General features: G+C 68.7%; 16 protein-coding genes and 1 tRNA gene. 11 read left to right on the forward strand and 6 right to left on the reverse strand.

Going from position 1 to position 16428, the window contains the following annotated elements:
* Nucleotides 1–39: 39 nt before the first annotated feature.
* On the reverse strand, nt 40–528 hold the full coding sequence (locus tag J2X46_RS11775) for a hypothetical protein (protein ID WP_310250479.1): 489 nt from the start codon (nt 526–528) through the stop codon (nt 40–42).
* Between the two features lie 33 nt (nt 529–561).
* Nucleotides 562–2931, reverse strand: coding sequence for a heavy metal translocating P-type ATPase (locus J2X46_RS11780; protein ID WP_310250483.1), 2370 nt, complete (start codon nt 2929–2931; stop codon nt 562–564).
* Between the two features lie 106 nt (nt 2932–3037).
* Here J2X46_RS11780 and J2X46_RS11785 point away from each other — a divergent pair, with 106 nt between their 5' ends.
* The 3 genes from J2X46_RS11785 to J2X46_RS11795 are packed head-to-tail and all read left to right on the forward strand — an operon-like array spanning nt 3038 to nt 4974.
* Nucleotides 3038–4480, forward strand: a complete 1443-nt coding sequence (locus tag J2X46_RS11785; protein WP_310250486.1) for an MFS transporter — start codon at nt 3038–3040, stop codon at nt 4478–4480.
* Nucleotides 4481–4509: 29 nt separating this feature from the next.
* On the forward strand, nt 4510–4800 hold the full coding sequence (locus tag J2X46_RS11790) for a metal-sensitive transcriptional regulator (RefSeq protein ID WP_310250489.1): 291 nt from the start codon (nt 4510–4512) through the stop codon (nt 4798–4800).
* A gap of 24 nt (nt 4801–4824) precedes the next feature.
* Nucleotides 4825–4974, forward strand: a complete 150-nt coding sequence (locus J2X46_RS11795; protein ID WP_310250492.1) for a hypothetical protein — start codon at nt 4825–4827, stop codon at nt 4972–4974.
* Between the two features lie 581 nt (nt 4975–5555).
* Here J2X46_RS11795 and J2X46_RS11800 read toward each other — a convergent pair.
* Both J2X46_RS11800 and J2X46_RS11805 read right to left on the reverse strand, forming a co-directional pair.
* Entirely contained in the window at nt 5556–6059 is a 504-nt protein-coding gene (locus J2X46_RS11800; protein ID WP_310250494.1) for a hypothetical protein, read from the reverse strand.
* A 168-nt stretch (nt 6060–6227) separates the two neighbouring features.
* Nucleotides 6228–6611 (reverse strand): hypothetical protein, encoded by a 384-nt coding sequence (locus J2X46_RS11805; RefSeq protein ID WP_310250497.1) that lies wholly within the window; start codon nt 6609–6611, stop codon nt 6228–6230.
* 63 nt (nt 6612–6674) lie between these two features.
* On the opposite strand from J2X46_RS11805, the gene J2X46_RS11810 reads away from it, so the two are divergent.
* Both J2X46_RS11810 and J2X46_RS11815 read left to right on the forward strand, forming a co-directional pair.
* Nucleotides 6675–7649, forward strand: a complete 975-nt coding sequence (locus tag J2X46_RS11810; protein WP_310250500.1) for a hypothetical protein — start codon at nt 6675–6677, stop codon at nt 7647–7649.
* The gene (locus J2X46_RS11815; RefSeq protein WP_310250503.1) at nt 7646–9508 is read left to right on the forward strand and encodes a hypothetical protein; all 1863 of its coding nucleotides are present in this window, start codon (nt 7646–7648) and stop codon (nt 9506–9508) included. Before J2X46_RS11810 ends, J2X46_RS11815 begins: the two co-directional genes overlap by 4 nt.
* A gap of 229 nt (nt 9509–9737) precedes the next feature.
* Here the strand turns inward: J2X46_RS11815 and J2X46_RS11820 are convergent.
* Together J2X46_RS11820 and J2X46_RS11825 are read right to left on the reverse strand one after the other, a co-directional pair.
* Nucleotides 9738–9813: transfer RNA gene (locus tag J2X46_RS11820), tRNA-Gly, on the reverse strand.
* A gap of 43 nt (nt 9814–9856) precedes the next feature.
* The gene (locus J2X46_RS11825; protein ID WP_310250506.1) at nt 9857–10618 is read right to left on the reverse strand and encodes an SGNH/GDSL hydrolase family protein; all 762 of its coding nucleotides are present in this window, start codon (nt 10616–10618) and stop codon (nt 9857–9859) included.
* 90 nt (nt 10619–10708) lie between these two features.
* Here J2X46_RS11825 and dcd point away from each other — a divergent pair, with 90 nt between their 5' ends.
* The 6 genes from dcd (at nt 10709) to J2X46_RS11855 (ending at nt 16420) form a co-directional block, all read left to right on the forward strand.
* Nucleotides 10709–11284 (forward strand): dCTP deaminase, encoded by a 576-nt coding sequence (gene dcd, locus J2X46_RS11830; RefSeq protein WP_310250508.1) that lies wholly within the window; start codon nt 10709–10711, stop codon nt 11282–11284.
* A gap of 130 nt (nt 11285–11414) precedes the next feature.
* Nucleotides 11415–12479: an iron-siderophore ABC transporter substrate-binding protein gene (locus tag J2X46_RS11835; RefSeq protein WP_310250510.1), complete on the forward strand. Its 1065-nt coding sequence runs from the start codon at nt 11415–11417 to the stop codon at nt 12477–12479.
* Between the two features lie 30 nt (nt 12480–12509).
* Nucleotides 12510–13523: an iron ABC transporter permease gene (locus tag J2X46_RS11840; RefSeq protein ID WP_310250513.1), complete on the forward strand. Its 1014-nt coding sequence runs from the start codon at nt 12510–12512 to the stop codon at nt 13521–13523.
* An 82-nt stretch (nt 13524–13605) separates the two neighbouring features.
* Nucleotides 13606–14646 (forward strand): iron ABC transporter permease, encoded by a 1041-nt coding sequence (locus tag J2X46_RS11845; protein ID WP_310250515.1) that lies wholly within the window; start codon nt 13606–13608, stop codon nt 14644–14646.
* Nucleotides 14643–15485: an ABC transporter ATP-binding protein gene (locus tag J2X46_RS11850; RefSeq protein WP_310250517.1), complete on the forward strand. Its 843-nt coding sequence runs from the start codon at nt 14643–14645 to the stop codon at nt 15483–15485. Before J2X46_RS11845 ends, J2X46_RS11850 begins: the two co-directional genes overlap by 4 nt.
* Complete coding sequence (locus tag J2X46_RS11855; protein WP_310250519.1) at nt 15482–16420, forward strand: siderophore-interacting protein; 939 nt, start codon at nt 15482–15484, stop codon at nt 16418–16420. The genes J2X46_RS11850 and J2X46_RS11855 overlap by 4 nt, the downstream gene beginning before the upstream one ends.
* The last annotated feature ends 8 nt before the right edge of the window (nt 16421–16428 follow it).

The raw sequence follows: 16428 nt of genomic DNA on the forward strand, positions 1-16428 counted from the left end.
CCGCACCGCCCCGTGGCGGGGGTGGCGGCGTGCTGCCTGTCAGCAACGAATGACGGAGAACTGCCAGACGTACGGTGGTCCGGTCCCTAGGCGGGCGGTGACCCACCTGGCGACGGTGGTGGGCGCACGAAGGGCGTCCCAGACCCGTGGCTTGTAGCGCAGTCCGAGCAGCAGGAGCAAGAGTGCCCCTGCCGTGGCGGCAAGCATGGCGAAACAGAGCATCACCATGCTGCCCAGGCTGTGACCGCCATCCCCTTCGGGAGCCGTGCTGGACGTGCCAGCGTGCTTCCCAGCCGCCGGGCTGATGACCGGGCCAGTAGACATGCCGCTGTGCGTTACCCCATCCGCCACAGTCATCGGGCCGGTCATGGTCGAGTGGTCAAGAGAGCCCGTACCCATGCCTGAGACGCCGTGCGTGCTGAGGGCGTGCATGCCGACGATGCCGAGCACGATGGACGCGACGACAGCAGTGAGCAGCGCGGGCAGAGCCCTGCTCAACGTGTCCGCCGTTCGGCCCATGGTGTTCATCCCTTCCAGCCTACGTTCGTAGGTGATGCGGAGTCAGTTGAGGTGTTGGGTACGCAAGCGGAGCGCATTCGTGATGACGCTGACCGAGGACAGGGCCATCGCGGCGGCGGCAATCATCGGCGAAAGCAGGAGCCCGGTGATGGGGTAGAGGACTCCCGCGGCGATCGGGATGCCTGCGACGTTGTACATGAACGCGAACACGAGATTCTGACGGATGTTGGACATCGTGGCGGAGGACAGTTGCCGGGCACGGACGATGCCGGTGAGGTCGCCGTTGAGGAGGGTGACGCCTGCCGACTCGATGGCAACGTCGGTGCCGGTACCCATCGCGAGGCCAACATCGGCTGCCGCAAGGGCGGGGGCGTCGTTGACTCCGTCACCGGCCATGGCGACCACCCTGCCTTCGGCGCGGAGGCGTTGCACCACGTCCGCCTTGTGGTCGGGAAGGACTTCGGCTTCGACCCGGTCGATGCCCAGTCTGCGGGCGACCGCCTCGGCGGTGACCCGGTTGTCGCCGGTCAGCATGACAACCTCGATACCCGCCGCATGCAACGCTTCGACTGCCTCCGGCGTGGTGGCCTTGACCGGGTCGGCGATGGCAAAGATGCCCGCCGCCTCGGTGTCGACGCCCATGAAGATGACCGTGGCGCCGTCGCCCCGCAACCGGTCTGCCTCGGCCAGGAGGGCGGCCGGGTCCAGGTGCTGGCTTGTCATGAAGTCGGCACTGCCCAACGTGACCCGACGACCCTCAACGACACCAACGACGCCTCGCCCGACAGGCGAGTCGAACTCGGTGACCGCTGGAATCTGGACCTGCTTGTCGTTGGCGGCGCTGACGACGGCCTGGGCCAGCGGGTGCTCGGAGGCACGTTCGACTCCCGAAGCCAACCGGAGCAGTTCGTCGGCCTCGAAGCCGGTGACAGGACCGATGTGGGTAACCGAGGGGCGTCCCTCGGTGAGGGTGCCGGTCTTGTCCACCACGAGGGTGTTGACCTTCTCCATCCGCTCCAGCGCTTCGGCGTTCTTGATGAGGACACCCATCTGCGCGCCTCGACCTACCCCGACCATGATGGAGACCGGTGTGGCGAGCCCGAGCGCACACGGGCAGGCGATGATGAGGACAGCGACCGCCACGACCAGGGCGTGCGCCAAGCGCGGGTCGGGGCCAACGGTCGCCCACACGATGAACGCGACGACTGCGATGAGGATGACGATGGGAACGAAGACGGCGGCAACCCGGTCCGCCATCCGCTGAATGGGTGCACGGGAGCGTTGTGCCTCCGCGACCATCTGCACGATGCGGGCCAGCATCGTGTCACGCCCAACCTTCTCGGCGACCATGACCAGCGCCCCCGTCTGGTTGATGGTGCCGCCGATGACCGCATCCCCGAGGGCCTTGGTGGTCGGCATCGACTCACCGGTCACCAAGGACTCGTCGACCGAGGAGCGTCCCTCTTCGACCGTGCCGTCGACCGGCACCTTCTCGCCCGGACGGACCCGCAACCGGTCGCCGAGTTGCACCTCGTCCAATGCCACTTCTTCGTCCGTGCCATCCGCGCGGACCCGTCGGGCCGTCTTGGGGCTTAGGTCGAGCAGCGCCTTGATGGCACCCGAGGTTTGTTCACGGGCTCGTAGTTCCAACACCTGCCCCAGCAGGACCAGCGTGGTGATGACGGCGGCCGCTTCGAAGTAGACGTCGACGGTCCCGTCCATGCGGAACGCTTCGGGGAAGATGCCGGGCGCGACCGTGGCGACCACACTGAACAGCCAGGCCACCCCGGTGCCCATCGCAATCAGCGTGAACATGTTCAGGTGCATGGTGCGCACCGATGTCCAGCCCCGCTGGAAGAAGGGCCAGCCAGCCCACAGCACCACCGGCGTCGCCAACACCAGTTGGACCCACGCTGAGGTGCGCCGGGAGATGAGGTCGTGGAGTGCCGGGAACAGGTCCCCACCCATCCCGAGGATGAGCACCGGAATGGACAACACGACACCAACCCAGAACCGCCGAGTCATGTCGGCGAGTTCTGCGTTCGGGCCGGTGTCGGCAGTGACGAGGACTGGTTCCAGCGCCATCCCGCAGATGGGGCACGAACCGGGTCCGGGCTGGCGGATTTCGGGGTGCATGGGGCACGTGTACTCCGCTACCTCGACCCCCGCCGGAACCTCCGTGGCCGCGCCCGCCGCGTGGTCGTGGCCCGTGTGCCCGGTATGCCCGGCGTACTGGTCGGGGTTGGCCTCGAACTTTGCTTGGCAGCCCGCGGAGCAGAAGTGAAACGTCTCCCCGTCGTGCATCGCTGTCAGTGTGCTCGTCGCAGGGTTCACGTCCATGCCGCACACCGGGTCCTTGACCGTCGGTGCGGGACGCGCATCGCGTTGGGTGTCGTGGTGCTCATGGTTCATGGCGTCTGCCTCGCTCGGGTTGGAACAAATACGGGGTGGGGGTATGTTCTCCTTTCATCAACATACCCCCAGGGGGTATCTATTCCTAGTCGTTAGGGACGGCTCGATGACTTCCTCGCTCCACGGTTCCAGTACCCGCATTGCCGCCACAAGCGCCGCGACCCCACGCGCCGGACTGGCGCTGCTGGTTGTGGCGACCGCTCAGTTGATGCTCGTCCTCGACGACACCATCGCCAACATCGCGCTGCCGAGCATCCAAGGCGACCTGTCCGTGCCCACGTCGCTGCTGCCGTGGATTGTCAGCGCTTACGTCCTCGCGTTCGGGGCGCTCCTGCTGTTCGGAGGCCGACTGGGAGACCTCTACGGGCGACGCCGCATCCTTCGGGTCGGACTCGTCCTGTTCATCGTTGCGTCACTGGTCGGTGGGCTCGCTCCTAACGGTGAGTTCCTCGTCGCCGCACGCGGACTCCAGGGCGTCGGCGCGGCTCTCATCGCCCCGAATGTGCTGGCGCTCATCGCCACCAACTTCGCTCCCGGCAAGGCCCGCAACAACGCCCTCGGTGTCTACGCAGCCATGTCCGCTGTAGGCATGACCGTCGGCATCCTTCTTGGCGGGGTCCTTACCGGGCTGCTCGACTGGCGGTGGGTGTTCCTCATCAACATCCCCATCGGCCTCGCCGTCCTCGCAGGCACCCGCACCCTCATCGAAGGACAACGCAGCACCGGACGCCTTCACACCCTCGACGCCGCTACCGGCGCAGGAGCCATGCTCGCCCTCGCCTACGGCGTCACCCGAGGCGGCGAACACGGGTGGGGTGACGCCGCCACCCTGCTGACCCTCCTCGCCGCCGTCGTGCTCGGTGGCCTCTTCGCCTGGTTGCAGACCCGCCGCGAGCACCCCATGCTTCCGCTCGGGCTACTCCGCGACCGCAACCGTGCCGGGGCCTACGCCACCGTGCTGTTCGTCGGTGTCGGCCTCATGGGCACCTACTTCCTGCTGAGTCTCTACATGCAGCAGGTGCTCGACTACGGTCCCATCCGTGCGGGCCTCGCCACCCTGCCCGCCGCCGTCGGCATCGTCCTGTCCGCGGGGGTCTCCACCAAGTTGGTCGAACGGTTCCCTGTGCGAGCCGTCTCCGTTCCCGGCCTACTCATCGCCGCCGCCGGACTTGTCTGGTTCTCCACCCTCAGCGTGGACTCCGACTACGCCACCCACATCCTCCCCGCCCTGTTCCTCGCCTACTTCGGTCTCGGCATGGGCTTCATCCCCATGACCCTCGCTGCCGTCGCAGGCGTTCCGGAGAACCAGTCCGGGGTCGCGTCCGCCATCCTCAACACCGCACAGCAGATTGGTGCCGCCCTCGGCATCGCGGTCCTGTCGACCATCGCGGCTGTCACCACCGGCAACCAGACCACCACGACCGCGCTCACCGACGGGTACGCCAGCGCCTACCTGTGGGCCGCTGGACTCGTGCTCGTCGCTGCCCTCATCGTCGTCACAGCCGTGACCTCGAAACAGCGCCACCACGACGCCACCCCCGTCGCCTGAACCTCCACCACGAACCGAAAGCGCGCGACATGACCACAACGCCTGGATACACCAGCGACAAGGCAGCACTGCTCAACAGGCTCAAGCGCATCGAGGGACAGGTGCGGGGTCTGCAACGCATGGTCGACGAAGAGACCTACTGCATTGACGTGCTCACCCAAGTGAGCGCCGCCACCCGTGCCCTCGAGAACGTCGCCCTCTCACTCCTGGACCAGCACATGCACCACTGCGTGGTCGACGCTGCACGCGCCGGTGGAGGCGAAGCGGAAACGAAAATCGCCGAAGCCTCAGCCGCCATCGCACGACTCGTCCGCTCCTGACCGACCAACACAAAGGAAACGCTCATGACACCCGACACTTACAACCTCCCGCTGCTCACCGCCGACGCACAAGGCGCCTCTGACACCGTCGGCGGCTGCTGCGGTGGCGGCGGCTGCTGCAGTGGCAACACTGCTTCCGCTGAGGACAGCGTCGCCGCTACGCGGCCCGCCTGACCACGGCAGGAGCCAGCCAGGAGCAGGTCCAACACGCCGGTCCGCAGCCGGGAGACCCGGATGCGAGACGGCGTTCCTGCCTGCGCTGTTATCCAACGGGGCGTCGCAACAGAGCGATGGGCTGCGGCTGATGAGCCGCTAGGCGCGCGGGTGACGGATGGTGCCGGTCAGCGCCTGGGCCACGTCGCCGCCATTGGCGCGTCGGCTAGGACGGCGGCGTCTCATCGTCTGTGTATGCGGCCCGCATCCGCAGGTCTTTGCGGGGGTCTGCTGGTGCGCAGCAACCATTGACCGACCCTCCCTGACGGGAGGACATCCACACGGTCGCGACCACCACGAGGATGAACCCAGCAGCGGCGAGGTACGCCATCCTGCGCCTCCGTTTGCGATGTTGGAGTGGCTGTAGAGCCTACGGCGGCGACGCCACCAGCAGAGAAGCCGAATCTACCCCTGTAGCGCGCGATGTGGCCGACGGATCGCGACTGATCAGGGCGCCCGTGTGTACTCATTACAGACGTTGATAGCGAGCACGACCAGGCCTGGCATGCAGCGGCTTTGCTCCTGACCCGACCCACTTGCGCCTACGCCCGGGGCCTGTTGAGTGGCGGCTCGTCCTGGCTACGAGCGGACTCTGCGTGCGGGTGGGGCCGCCCGTGCACGTGGCGATAGACGTCGTGGTCAACGCCGTCCGCGTGTGGCACCGCTTGAATGAGCCCTGGGTTCGTGAGCACCGTCCTGGGGAACTTCAGGCGAGTGAGGATGGGGCCGGTGTGCTGCTCGATCCTCAGCAACTGGTCCAGGGTGAACCGAGCGGTGCCGTTGATCCCGCGGCCGAAGTGGTCCTTCGGGAACCAGTTGGCCCCGTCGGGCTCATCCTTGGCGACTCCGATGAAGCGTGCTTGGCTGAGCCCTCGTTCTCGCAGGTGCATGCGGACCCGGAAGGCGAACTCGTGCTGCATCTCGGCGTGCCGCAGTCGTACCAACTCGTCCAAGGTCGTTGGCTGCTTCCACCGGGCATTGGGCTGGAACCCGAACTGTTCGGGCGAGCCTTGGATCAGGTCACGAGGTCGAGGCTGGCCGGGCACGGGTCGAAGGTAGCGATGTTCCGGGGCGGGGCACCGTAGTCAGTGATGATGTGAACGAAGTACGTGCAGAAGTGCACGACATTCGGAGTTGAGGACCGATATACCGCCGCTGGGCTGCGGGCCTTTGGCACAGAGCCAGCCGTGACCATTCAAGCCCAGACTCGTGCGCTACTCCGTGGTGCGGGCCGTGCTGTCCGCGCGGGCCGCGCCGACGGGCCACAGGTCGGCGTCAAGACCTCTTTCGAGACGGGCGATGGTGAGTGCGCTGGGCCAGGAGCGCCCGTTGAGCAGGTCGCTGAGCGCGGTGAAGTCGACGCTGGTCAGTTGACCGACAGAACGCAAGGAGCGTCCGTCCATCGCCTCGGTGACGCGCAGCGCAACGAGCCGAGCCACCTCGGCCAGCGGGTCCACGGCGTCGCCGTGGGGCCAGTCATTGACGAGTTCGGCGGGCTTGGGAGTCGGTTCCTTGCGGACCATGAGGTCAGGGTAAGGCCGCGGCTCCGCCTTGCGCCGCAGGTCGGTGCCGAGCCCAGCGTCGGTGGCGCGCGGCATGATGGTTTCTACCAACACTCCGAGACCCTCGGAGCCACGACTGAGACCACCGCCGAGGACCCCGTGACGCGCGTACGCGAGAAGTACGTCCCGAAGGGGATGACGGCTGCCCGCTGGGCGCCCATCGCGGATATGACCCGCGACGTGGTGATGCGATGCGCAGACGTGTCCGCCTACGAGGCGGGACAGTTGATGGTCGTGGTGGCCCGCTACTTTGACCACCAGACGCACATCGCTGGTCTGCCGCTCGACCCGACGGTGCTGCTGCGGCGCGACATCGTCGTCGCCTACGGCAACCACCTCAGTGCGACCACCGCCATGACCGACGCCACCATTGGCACCTATCGGTCGCGGTTGTTGCGGGTGGCCGACGCGAACATCGGCCACCTTCAGCCGACGTCGCGGATGCCCGGCTTCCGCGGAGCAGACGGCTCGACGCCGTATAGCGACGCTGAGGTCCACATCCTTCGCGCGTGGGTGGACTACCAGCCGAGCGAAGTCAACCGAGTCGACTTCAACCTGCTGCTCGCCCTCTGTCTCGGTGCCGGGCTGCGCAACGGGGAGGCCCTCCGTGTGAACGCCTCACACGTAACGGTGGACGACGAAGGCGTCCTCATCGAGGTGACCGGTGACAAGCCTCGGACGGTGCCGGTCCTCGCCGAGTGGGAAGGCGTCATCGCCGACATCGCTTCAGCGGCGTGGAAGCCGGACATGTTTCTGTTCCGGCCGACGCGGGCGGTTCGTACACCGAAGGTGCTCTCGGACATGCTGCACAAGGCGCCGAACAAGCCGTTCGCCATCAACGTGCAGCGGTTGCGCGCCACGTGGATTGTCACCCACCTGTCGGCCGAGACGCCTGTGCAGGCGCTGATGGACGCGGCTGGGATTGAGACGCTTGGTGCGCTGGGTCGGTTCTACGACCACGTCCCGCCGATGGAGGCGCGGACGGCTCGCTCGGCCCTGACGATGCGGGCGCGGGCCGAGGGTTGCCGCGCGTCGCACAGTGGCCGTCCGCTCCGAGCGGTGGACGACGAATGAGCCACTTCCTTGGCTGGGAGCAGGCGCCTGAGGTGGTGCCGGTTCTGATGGCCGACTGGTCTGAGAACGCTCGCCGAGTCACGCGGCAGCGCCTCAACGTCCAGACCCGCGACGACGGCAGCGACCACCGCGGCTTCGTCGACCCCCAGTTGGTCGAGGGAGCCGTCGACCTCGTCAAGGGCAGTGCTGTTCTCCCGAAGTTGGCTTACTGGCACACACTGGAACGCAAGGGGCCGGGTGGGAGGCCCGCGGTGTACGGCAGCACCGACGACACTGACAAGGGCCGGGTTGGGGTGTTGGGCGGCGCCCAGCCTGACGACGGGCACGACAACCGCGACCGACTCATCCTGGTGTGCACCTACGTGCTCCAGATGCTGGGTGAGACGCCTCAACTGGCCTCCATCTCTGACCTGGTGCAGCACCGGCTGTCGCCGTCGAGCAAGCGTTTGCTCGGTATCCCGACCAAGGGCAAGGGCGCCAGCGACATCGCCGTGAAGCACCGCATCCGTCGTGCATGGGTGAGGTTCACCGCAGTCTGCGACCCGTTCCCGACCCTGTCCGGCGGCGTGCGCATGCCGCGTAGTGACGTCGAAGCGCTCCAGCAGGCACTGGACCCGCAGGCGAGCGCGACGAAGATGGCTCGACTGCGATGGGTAATGAACCGCCTCCTTGAGGCGACTGTGCAGTTGCTCGACGAGGAAACTCGCACCGCCTGGACGGGTCACATCTCTCTGGACGCGACGCCCATCGAGGTATGGGGCAAACGCGGGCACAAGACCAACGGGAAGAGGACCAAGCCGACCGACAGCATGAGCCCCGAGTGGTACGCGGGCTGGTACAACCGTCATGACGACACCCAGGTGTGGGCCTACGCGATGCACCTCGCCGTCGCGACACCTGACCCGTACGCCCCGGGCCGCTTTCCCGTGTTGGCTGTCGGCGCGTCGATGGACACTCCGAACAAGCGCTCGGGTGAGAACGCCGCGGCCATCTGCCGGTCCATCGTCGAACGAGGCCACCCAGCCGGTGACATGGTCACCGACCGCGGCTACTTCGGCCACTGTCTTGCCGAGGACTTCAACCGCCCCATCGAGGCGCTCGGCTACCGCCTCGTCGGCGACTACAAGAAGGACCAACTAGGTGTCACGGCCACCGTCCGCGGCGCCATCCTCGTCGAAGGCAACTTCTACAGCCCCAACATGCCGCAGTACCTCATCGACGCCAAGAAGACCTTCAACCAGGACGACGACTGGCAGTCGTACCAGAAGCGCATCCGTCAGCGTTCGTTCTACCTCGCGAAGCGACACGACAAGGACCGATACGCCTGCCCTGCCCTCGGCGCCCGAGCGACAGTCGCCTGCCCCGTCCGGCCGGACGGCCCACTGACTATCGGCGTCGCCTCGAAGGAATACGTCATTGCGCCTGAAGCACCCAATCACCAGGGCGCACTCTGCTCGCAGCGCACCGTAAAAATCGAACGCGAGGACGTCGGCCCATACGAAAAGTTGGTCCAGGAACTCCAGCACGGCTCCCAGGAGTGGGACGACCGGTACCGCCCGGCACGCTCGATGGTCGAGGGCTACAACGGCTACACCAAGGACGGTAAGCACGAGCAACTCGACATGAAGGAGAATCGTCGAGTTCGAGGGTTTGCCGCCAACGCCCTTATCGCCATCGTCGGACTCGTAGCGACCAACGTCCGCAAAATCCGGTCGTTCTACAAGGCGGGTATGCCGTTGCCGAGCGACCCGAAGACCAAGCCGGTCAAGGGCGAGTTCACCGGACCGCCCTCCTGGCTACCTTGGCGAAAGAAGCGGCCCGATTGGGAGACCGGCGGGTCTCCGCCGCTGGCCGCCTAAGGCCCGTCAAGTTTCAAACAAACATTTGCCTCGTGCCGGTTGCCGGTACGAGGCATTGGCGCGCCCGAAATGGGCCGGACCGGCGACGCGACCCCGACCGATGCTCCGGGGAGTGCTGACAGAAGGCTTCTCAGCCGCGTATCGGACGGTGCCAAGTCACCGTTTTCTCCAGATCGCGCTTCGGCAAACAGTTTCGCAACTGCGATCGCTAGGTTTCGCACCTAGCACTTGGAGCGGATGACGAGACTCGAACTCGCGACATCGACCTTGGGAAGGTCGCGCTCTACCAACTGAGCTACATCCGCAGTGCCGTCCGGGGACGGCGGGCCGAACGATACCGGACCTGGGCTACCGGACGCTCGACAGGCCGGGCCGCTTCGCCGAGACGGTGTCGCCCGAGGAGCGGCCAGTGATGCGGCGGTGGACCCAGGGCACGAGGAACTCGCGGGTCCACTGGGCGTTGGCGCGCCATTGCTGACGGCGGTCGAGGACCGGGAGCGGGCCGACGGCGACCGGCTCCTGGCCGTGCTCGACGCCGATGGCCTCGAGGACGGCGTGCGCCATGTGGGTGTGGCCGAAGGAGTTGAGGTGCATCCGGTCGGTGTCCATCACGCCGGCGATCTCGATGTCGCGCATCCGCCACATGTCGACGATCGTCGCGCCGTGCCGGTCGGCGATCTCGCGCACCCACTCGTTGAAGATCGCCATCCGCCCGCGCACGGGGCCGTAGATCCCGCCGCCGCCCGGGTCGAAGATGGTGAACATGACCACCCGTGCGCCGGTGGCCGACAGTCGCGCGATCGCGTCGTCGTACGTCACCGCGAGGGCGTCGAGGTCGACCCGCGGACGCAGCACGTCGTTGCCGCCGCCGTGGATGGTGACCAGGTCGGGCTGCAGGGCGATCGCCCTGTCCACCTGCTCGGCCACGATCGGGCCGAGCTTGCGGCCGCGGATGGCGAAGTTGGCGTAGCCGAAGTCGTCGGTCTGCTCGGCCAGCACGTCGGCGACGCGGTCGGCCCAGCCGCGCAGTCCGTTGGGGCGTGCGGGATCGGGGTCGCCGACGCCCTCGGTGAACGAGTCGCCCAGGGCGACGTAGCGGTGGAAGGTCACCGGATCATTGTCGCGCCCTTGGTTTCGACACGGGCGCCAGGGCGCCCTGCTCAACCAGCGGGCTGGGTGTTTCGAGGCTAGGTTGGCCGCGTGCTGCTCTCTGACCGCGACATCACCGCTGAGATCGACGCCGGCCGGATCGCCCTCGATCCGTGGGACCCGGCGATGATGCAGCCGTCCAGCGTCGACGTACGCCTCGACAGGTTCTTCCGCGTCTTCGAGAACCACCGCTATCCCCACATCGACCCGGCGGCGGACCAGTCCGAGCTCACCCGCGAGGTCGAGCCGGAGGGCGACGAGCCGTTCATCCTGCACCCGGGCGAGTTCGTGCTCGGGTCGACCTACGAGGTGGTCTCGCTGCCCGACGACATCGCCGCGCGCGTGGAGGGCAAGTCGTCGCTGGGCCGCCTCGGGCTGCTCACCCACGCCACCGCGGGCTTCGTCGACCCGGGCTTCTCCGGCCACGTCACCCTCGAGCTGGCCAACGTCGCGACGCTGCCGATCAAGCTCTACCCCGGCATGAAGATCGGCCAGTTCTGCTTCTTCCGGCTGTCCTCGCCGAGCGAGCACCCCTACGGCTCGGAGAAGTACGGATCGCGCTACCAGGGCCAGCGCGGGCCCACGCCGAGCCGGTCGTTCCAGGGATTCCACCGCACGCCCATCTGACGGCTCGCGCCCGCTCACACCCGGTCCACATCGTGGATTAGGGCACACCCGTGTGTTCTTAATCGAACGAGGTGTGGTTAGGCTCTCCTAAGTTAGGTCAGCCTCACTCACCCCTGTTCCGGAGATCTTGATGAAGCGAACGCTCGCCGCTCCCCTCGCCCTGAAGGCGGCCGCGGCCACCCTCCTCGTTGCAGCACTCACCGCCTGCAGCACCGGTTCCACCGACTCGTCCGCCAGCGAGAGCGAGCCGACGGCCACCACCAGCGCCGACGCCGACGCGTTCCCGGTCACGATCGAGCACGCCCTCGGCGAGACCACGATCGAGTCCGAGCCGACCCGCGTCGTCGCGCTGGGCTACGCCGAGGCCGACTACCCGCTGTCGCTGGGCGTCGTGCCCGTCGGCGCCGACAAGATCGAGTACGCCGGCAACGAGAACGCCTCCTCCGACTGGTTCGACGAGGCCTTGGGTCAGATCGAGGGCGCCGAGCAGCCGAAGCGCTTCAGCACCGCCGACGGCGTGCCGGTCGACCAGATCGTCAAGCTGCAGCCCGACCTGGTGACCGCGACCCAGTCCGGCATCACCCAGGACGAGTACGACCAGCTCACCGACGCCGGCATCCCGGTCGTCGCCTACCCCGAGGCGCCGTACAACACCACGTGGCAGGAGTCGCTGGAGATGGTCGGCAAGGCGCTCGGTCGCTCCGACCTCGCCGAGGAGGTCAAGGCCGAGACCGAGCAGGTCATCGCCGACACCGCCGCGAAGTTCCCGCAGCTCGAGGGCAAGACCTTCACCTACGCCGGCCCGAACGCCGACCCGTCGTCGTTCTACGTCTACACCGTGATGGACAACCGCCCGCGCCTGCTCGTCGAGCTCGGCATGAAGAACTCCCCGCTGGTCGAGGAGCGCAGCGAGCCGGGCCAGTTCCTGTTCAACATCTCCTCCGAGCGCACCGCGCAGCTCGACGCCGACGTCTTCCTCACCTACGCCACCTCGGAGGCCAACGTGAAGGAGCTGGCGGACAACCCGCTCGTCAACCAGATCCCGGCCGTGGCCGAGAACCGCTGGTACGCCCAGGTCGACCCGGTCGAGTCCATCGGCCTCTCGGCCCCCTCGCCGCTGTCGATCCCGGTCGCGATGGACATGTTCATCCCGAAGGTCGCCGCGGCGGTCGACGGCGACGGCTCCACGCCCTGATCCGGCACCGGACGACGGACGAGACCTGAGATGACGGCCACCACTCAGCTGTTGGAGCGGCCGCGGAGCACCTCCGCGGCCGGTCCGGGGACGGCGTACGCCGTGCTGCTCGGGCTGCTGGTGGTGGCCGTCCTCGCGTCCGTCTTCCTCGGGTCACGGCTGATCTCCCCGACCGCGGTCCTCGAGGCAGGCCCGGACCGAACGGTCATCGAGGTGCGTGCCGTGCGCACCGTCCTCGGCCTGTTCGTCGGGGTGGCCCTGGGCCTGGCGGGTGCCTGCATGCAGGGCCTGACCCGCAACCCGCTGGCCGACCCCGGCATCCTCGGCGTCAACGCCGGCGCGGCCCTCGCCATCGTGCTCGGCATCTCGTTCCTCGGCCTCGGTGGGATCTGGGCCTACGTCGTCCTCGGCCTGGTCGGCGCGGCTGTCGCGTCCGTCGCCGTCCACGCGATCGCGGGCATCGGCCGCGACGGTGCGACGCCCGCCAAGCTCACCGTCGCCGGCGCTGCCTTCGCCGCAGCCGCCAGCAGCTGGACCGTCGCCGTCCAGCTGGTCGACCAGACGGCGCTCGACGTCATGCGGCGCTGGCAGGTCGGCTCGATCGGCGGCCGGCCGTGGGACCTCGTGGTCTCGCTGGCCCCGGTCTTCCTCGTCGGCACGCTGCTGGCACTCGCCCTCAGCCGTACCCTCAACGCCCTCGCCCTCGGCGAGGAGATGGCCACCGGCCTCGGCCGCCACACCACGCGCGACCGGATCCTGGTCGGCGTCGCCATCGTGCTGCTCGCCGGCACCGCCACCGCGGCCGCCGGGCCGATCGCCTTCGTCGGCCTGATCGTCCCCCACCTCGTCCGCACCCGCACCGGCTCCGACCACCGGCACCTGCTGCCGCTGAGCGCGGGCTTCGGCGCCGTGCTGGTGCTGCTCGCCGACACCGCCGGTCGCATCGTGCTGCCGCCCTCGGAGGTGCAGGTCGGGATCATGACCGCCGTCGTCGGCGTGCCCTTCTTCCTGCTCCTCGTACGCCGCGGACGGATGGGCCTGTGAACACCCCACGACGTTCTTCTCCTCCGCTGCGCTCCCCCGAACAACGCCGCGGGGACCCCGTATGAGCGCGCCGACCCTTCCCGTGACCTCCGCTCCGGCGTCGCCCGAGGAGCTGCCCGACCTGCGCGCCCTGACCCGCCGGCCGCGACGTCGCCGACGGCTGGCCCTCGGCGGGCTGCTCGTCGCGCTGGTCGCGGCCTTCGCGGTGCGAGTGCTGCTGGGCGACTACACCTTCACGGTCCCGGACTTCTTCCGGATCCTCTTCGGCGAGCAGATGCCGGTCTCGACCTTCATCCTGATGGAGTCCAAGCTGCCGCGCGCGGTGCTCGCGGTGCTGGTCGGCCTGGCCCTCGGCTCGGCCGGGTCGCTGTTCCAGATGGTGCTGCGCAACCCGCTCGCCAGCCCCGACATCGTCGGCGTGAGCCTCGGCGCGAGCGCGGCCGGCATCTTCGCCCTGCTCACGCTGGGCCTGCGCGACAGCGCCGTCTCCCTCTTCGCCGTTGTCGGCGCCGTGGTCATCTCCGCCGTGGTGCGGTGGGTGGCCGGCACGACCGGCGGTTACCGCCTCGTGCTCGTCGGTGTCGGCGTCGCGGCCGCGATGGTCTCGGTCGTGCAGTACCTCCTCGCCCGCTCCAACACCTGGGACGTCCAGCTCGCGCTGCGGTGGCTGGTCGGCAGCGTGAACAACGTCCCGTGGTCGACGATCGGCGTGCTCGCGGTCGCGCTGGCGGTGCTGCTGCCGACACTCGCGGTGCTGGCGCACGCGCTCCCCGCGCTCGAGCTCGGCGACGACGCCGCGGCCGGGCTCGGCGTCGGGCGCCACCGCACCGACGCGCTGCTGCTCGTCGGTGTGCTGCTCACGGCCGTTGCGGTGGCCGCCGCCGGACCCGTCGCCTTCGTGGCCTTCATGTCCGGCCCGATCGCCCGCGCCCTGATGGGCGGACGGCACAGCCTGCTCGCCGGCGCCCTGGTCGGCGCGATCCTCATGCTGCTCGCCGACTACGTGGCGGCGTACCTCATCCCCGACGTCGTACTCCCCGTCGGGATCGTGACAGGGGCGGTCGGCGGACCGTTCCTGCTCTGGCTGTTGGCGCGCGGCGCCGCGACGGGAAGGACCGGATGACCACCCCCACCACCAGGCTGCTCACCGACCGCGTGACGCTCGGCTACGGCGACCGCACCGTCGTCCGCGAGGTCAGCGTCGCCATACCCGACGGCAAGGTGACCGTCGTCGTCGGCCCCAACGCCTGCGGCAAGTCGACGCTGCTCAAGGGGCTGGCCCGGCTCGTCCGCCCGCACGGCGGCAGCGTGCTGCTCGACGGCCAGGAGATCCACCGCCGCCCGACCAAGGAGGTCGCGCAGGTGCTGGGGCTGCTGCCGCAGAACCCGATCGCCCCCGACGGCGTCGCCGTCGCCGACCTCGTCGGCCGCGGCCGCCACCCGCACCAGGGTGTCTTCACCCGGTGGAGCGCCGAGGACCGGCAGGCCGTGCAGGAGGCGATGGTGCTCACCGACACGTACGCCCTGGCCGACCGCGCCGTCGACGAGCTGTCGGGCGGCCAGCGCCAGCGGGTGTGGATCGCGATGGCCCTCGCGCAGGGCACCGACCTGCTGCTCCTCGACGAGCCGACGACGTACCTCGACGTGGCCCACCAGGTCGAGATGCTCGACCTGCTCGCCGAGCTCAACGCGCGCCGCGGCACCACGATCGTGATGGTGCTGCACGACCTGAACCTCTCTGCGCGCTACGCCGACCACCTCATCGCCCTGCACGACGGCGCGGTGGCCGCGGAGGGCTCGCCGCGCGAGGTGGTGACCGAGGAGGTCGTCCGCACGGTCTTCGCCCTCGACAACCAGGTGATCGAGGACCCCGTGTCCCGCACCCCGCTGGTGGTGCCTGTGGGCCGCCACCGCCCACGCGCCCAGCACATCACCGACACCCCGCACCAGGAGAACCGATGACCGTGACTTCCTCGACCCTGCCCATGCTCTTCGCCGACCTCGAGGTCGTGTCGGTCGAGCGGCTCAGCCCGACCTTCCTGCGCGTCGAGCTCGGCGGTCCAGAGCTGGCCGACTTCGGCGTCGACGGCCCGCGCTACGACCAGCGGATCAAGCTGATCTTCCCCGACCCCGTGACCGGGCGCCGTACGTCGACCGAGGGTGCCGACGAGTCGTGGTTCGGGACGTGGCTCGAGCAGCCGGCCAGCGAGCGCGGCCACATGCGGACGTACACGATCCGCGACGTGCGCGGCTCCGGCGAACAGACCACCTTCGTCGTCGACATGGTGCTCCACCTCGAGGGGGACCTCGTCGGGCCGGGCTCGACGTGGGCCTCGACGGCCGAGCCGGGCGACCGGCTCGTGATCCTGGCGCCGCGCCGCGGCTACCCCTACGGCGGCATCGAGTTCACCCCGCCGCTCGCAGCCGACCTGCTGCTCGTCGGCGACGAGACCGCGGTGCCCGCGGTCTGCACGATCCTGGAGCAGCTGCCCGACGACGCGCGGGGCACGGCGTTCCTCGAGGTGCCCCTGGCGGCCGACGTCCAGGACGTACGACGTCCGGCGGGCGTCGAGGTCGTGTGGCTGGCCCGCGAGGGCGAGGAGCTCGGCGCCGGGCTGCAGGAGGCGGTCGTGTCGCACCTCGGCATCCCCGGCGCCGCCGTCGAGGTGGAGGCCGACGAGGTCGACCCCGACCTGTGGGAGACGCCGTTCTACTCCTCCTCCGGCGAGGAGGTCTCCGGCGACCTGACCGGAGTGGGAGGCACCTACGCCTGGATCGCCGGGGAGTCGAAGGTGGTCACCGGCCTGCGCCGGCACCTGGTCAACGAGCTGGGCTTCGACCGCAGCCAGGTGGCGTTCATGGGCTACTGGCGCCGCGGCGTGGCCATGAAGTCCTGACCGAACTC

Source organism: Nocardioides sp. BE266 (assembly GCF_031457855.1).
Classification (GTDB): domain Bacteria; phylum Actinomycetota; class Actinomycetes; order Propionibacteriales; family Nocardioidaceae; genus Nocardioides.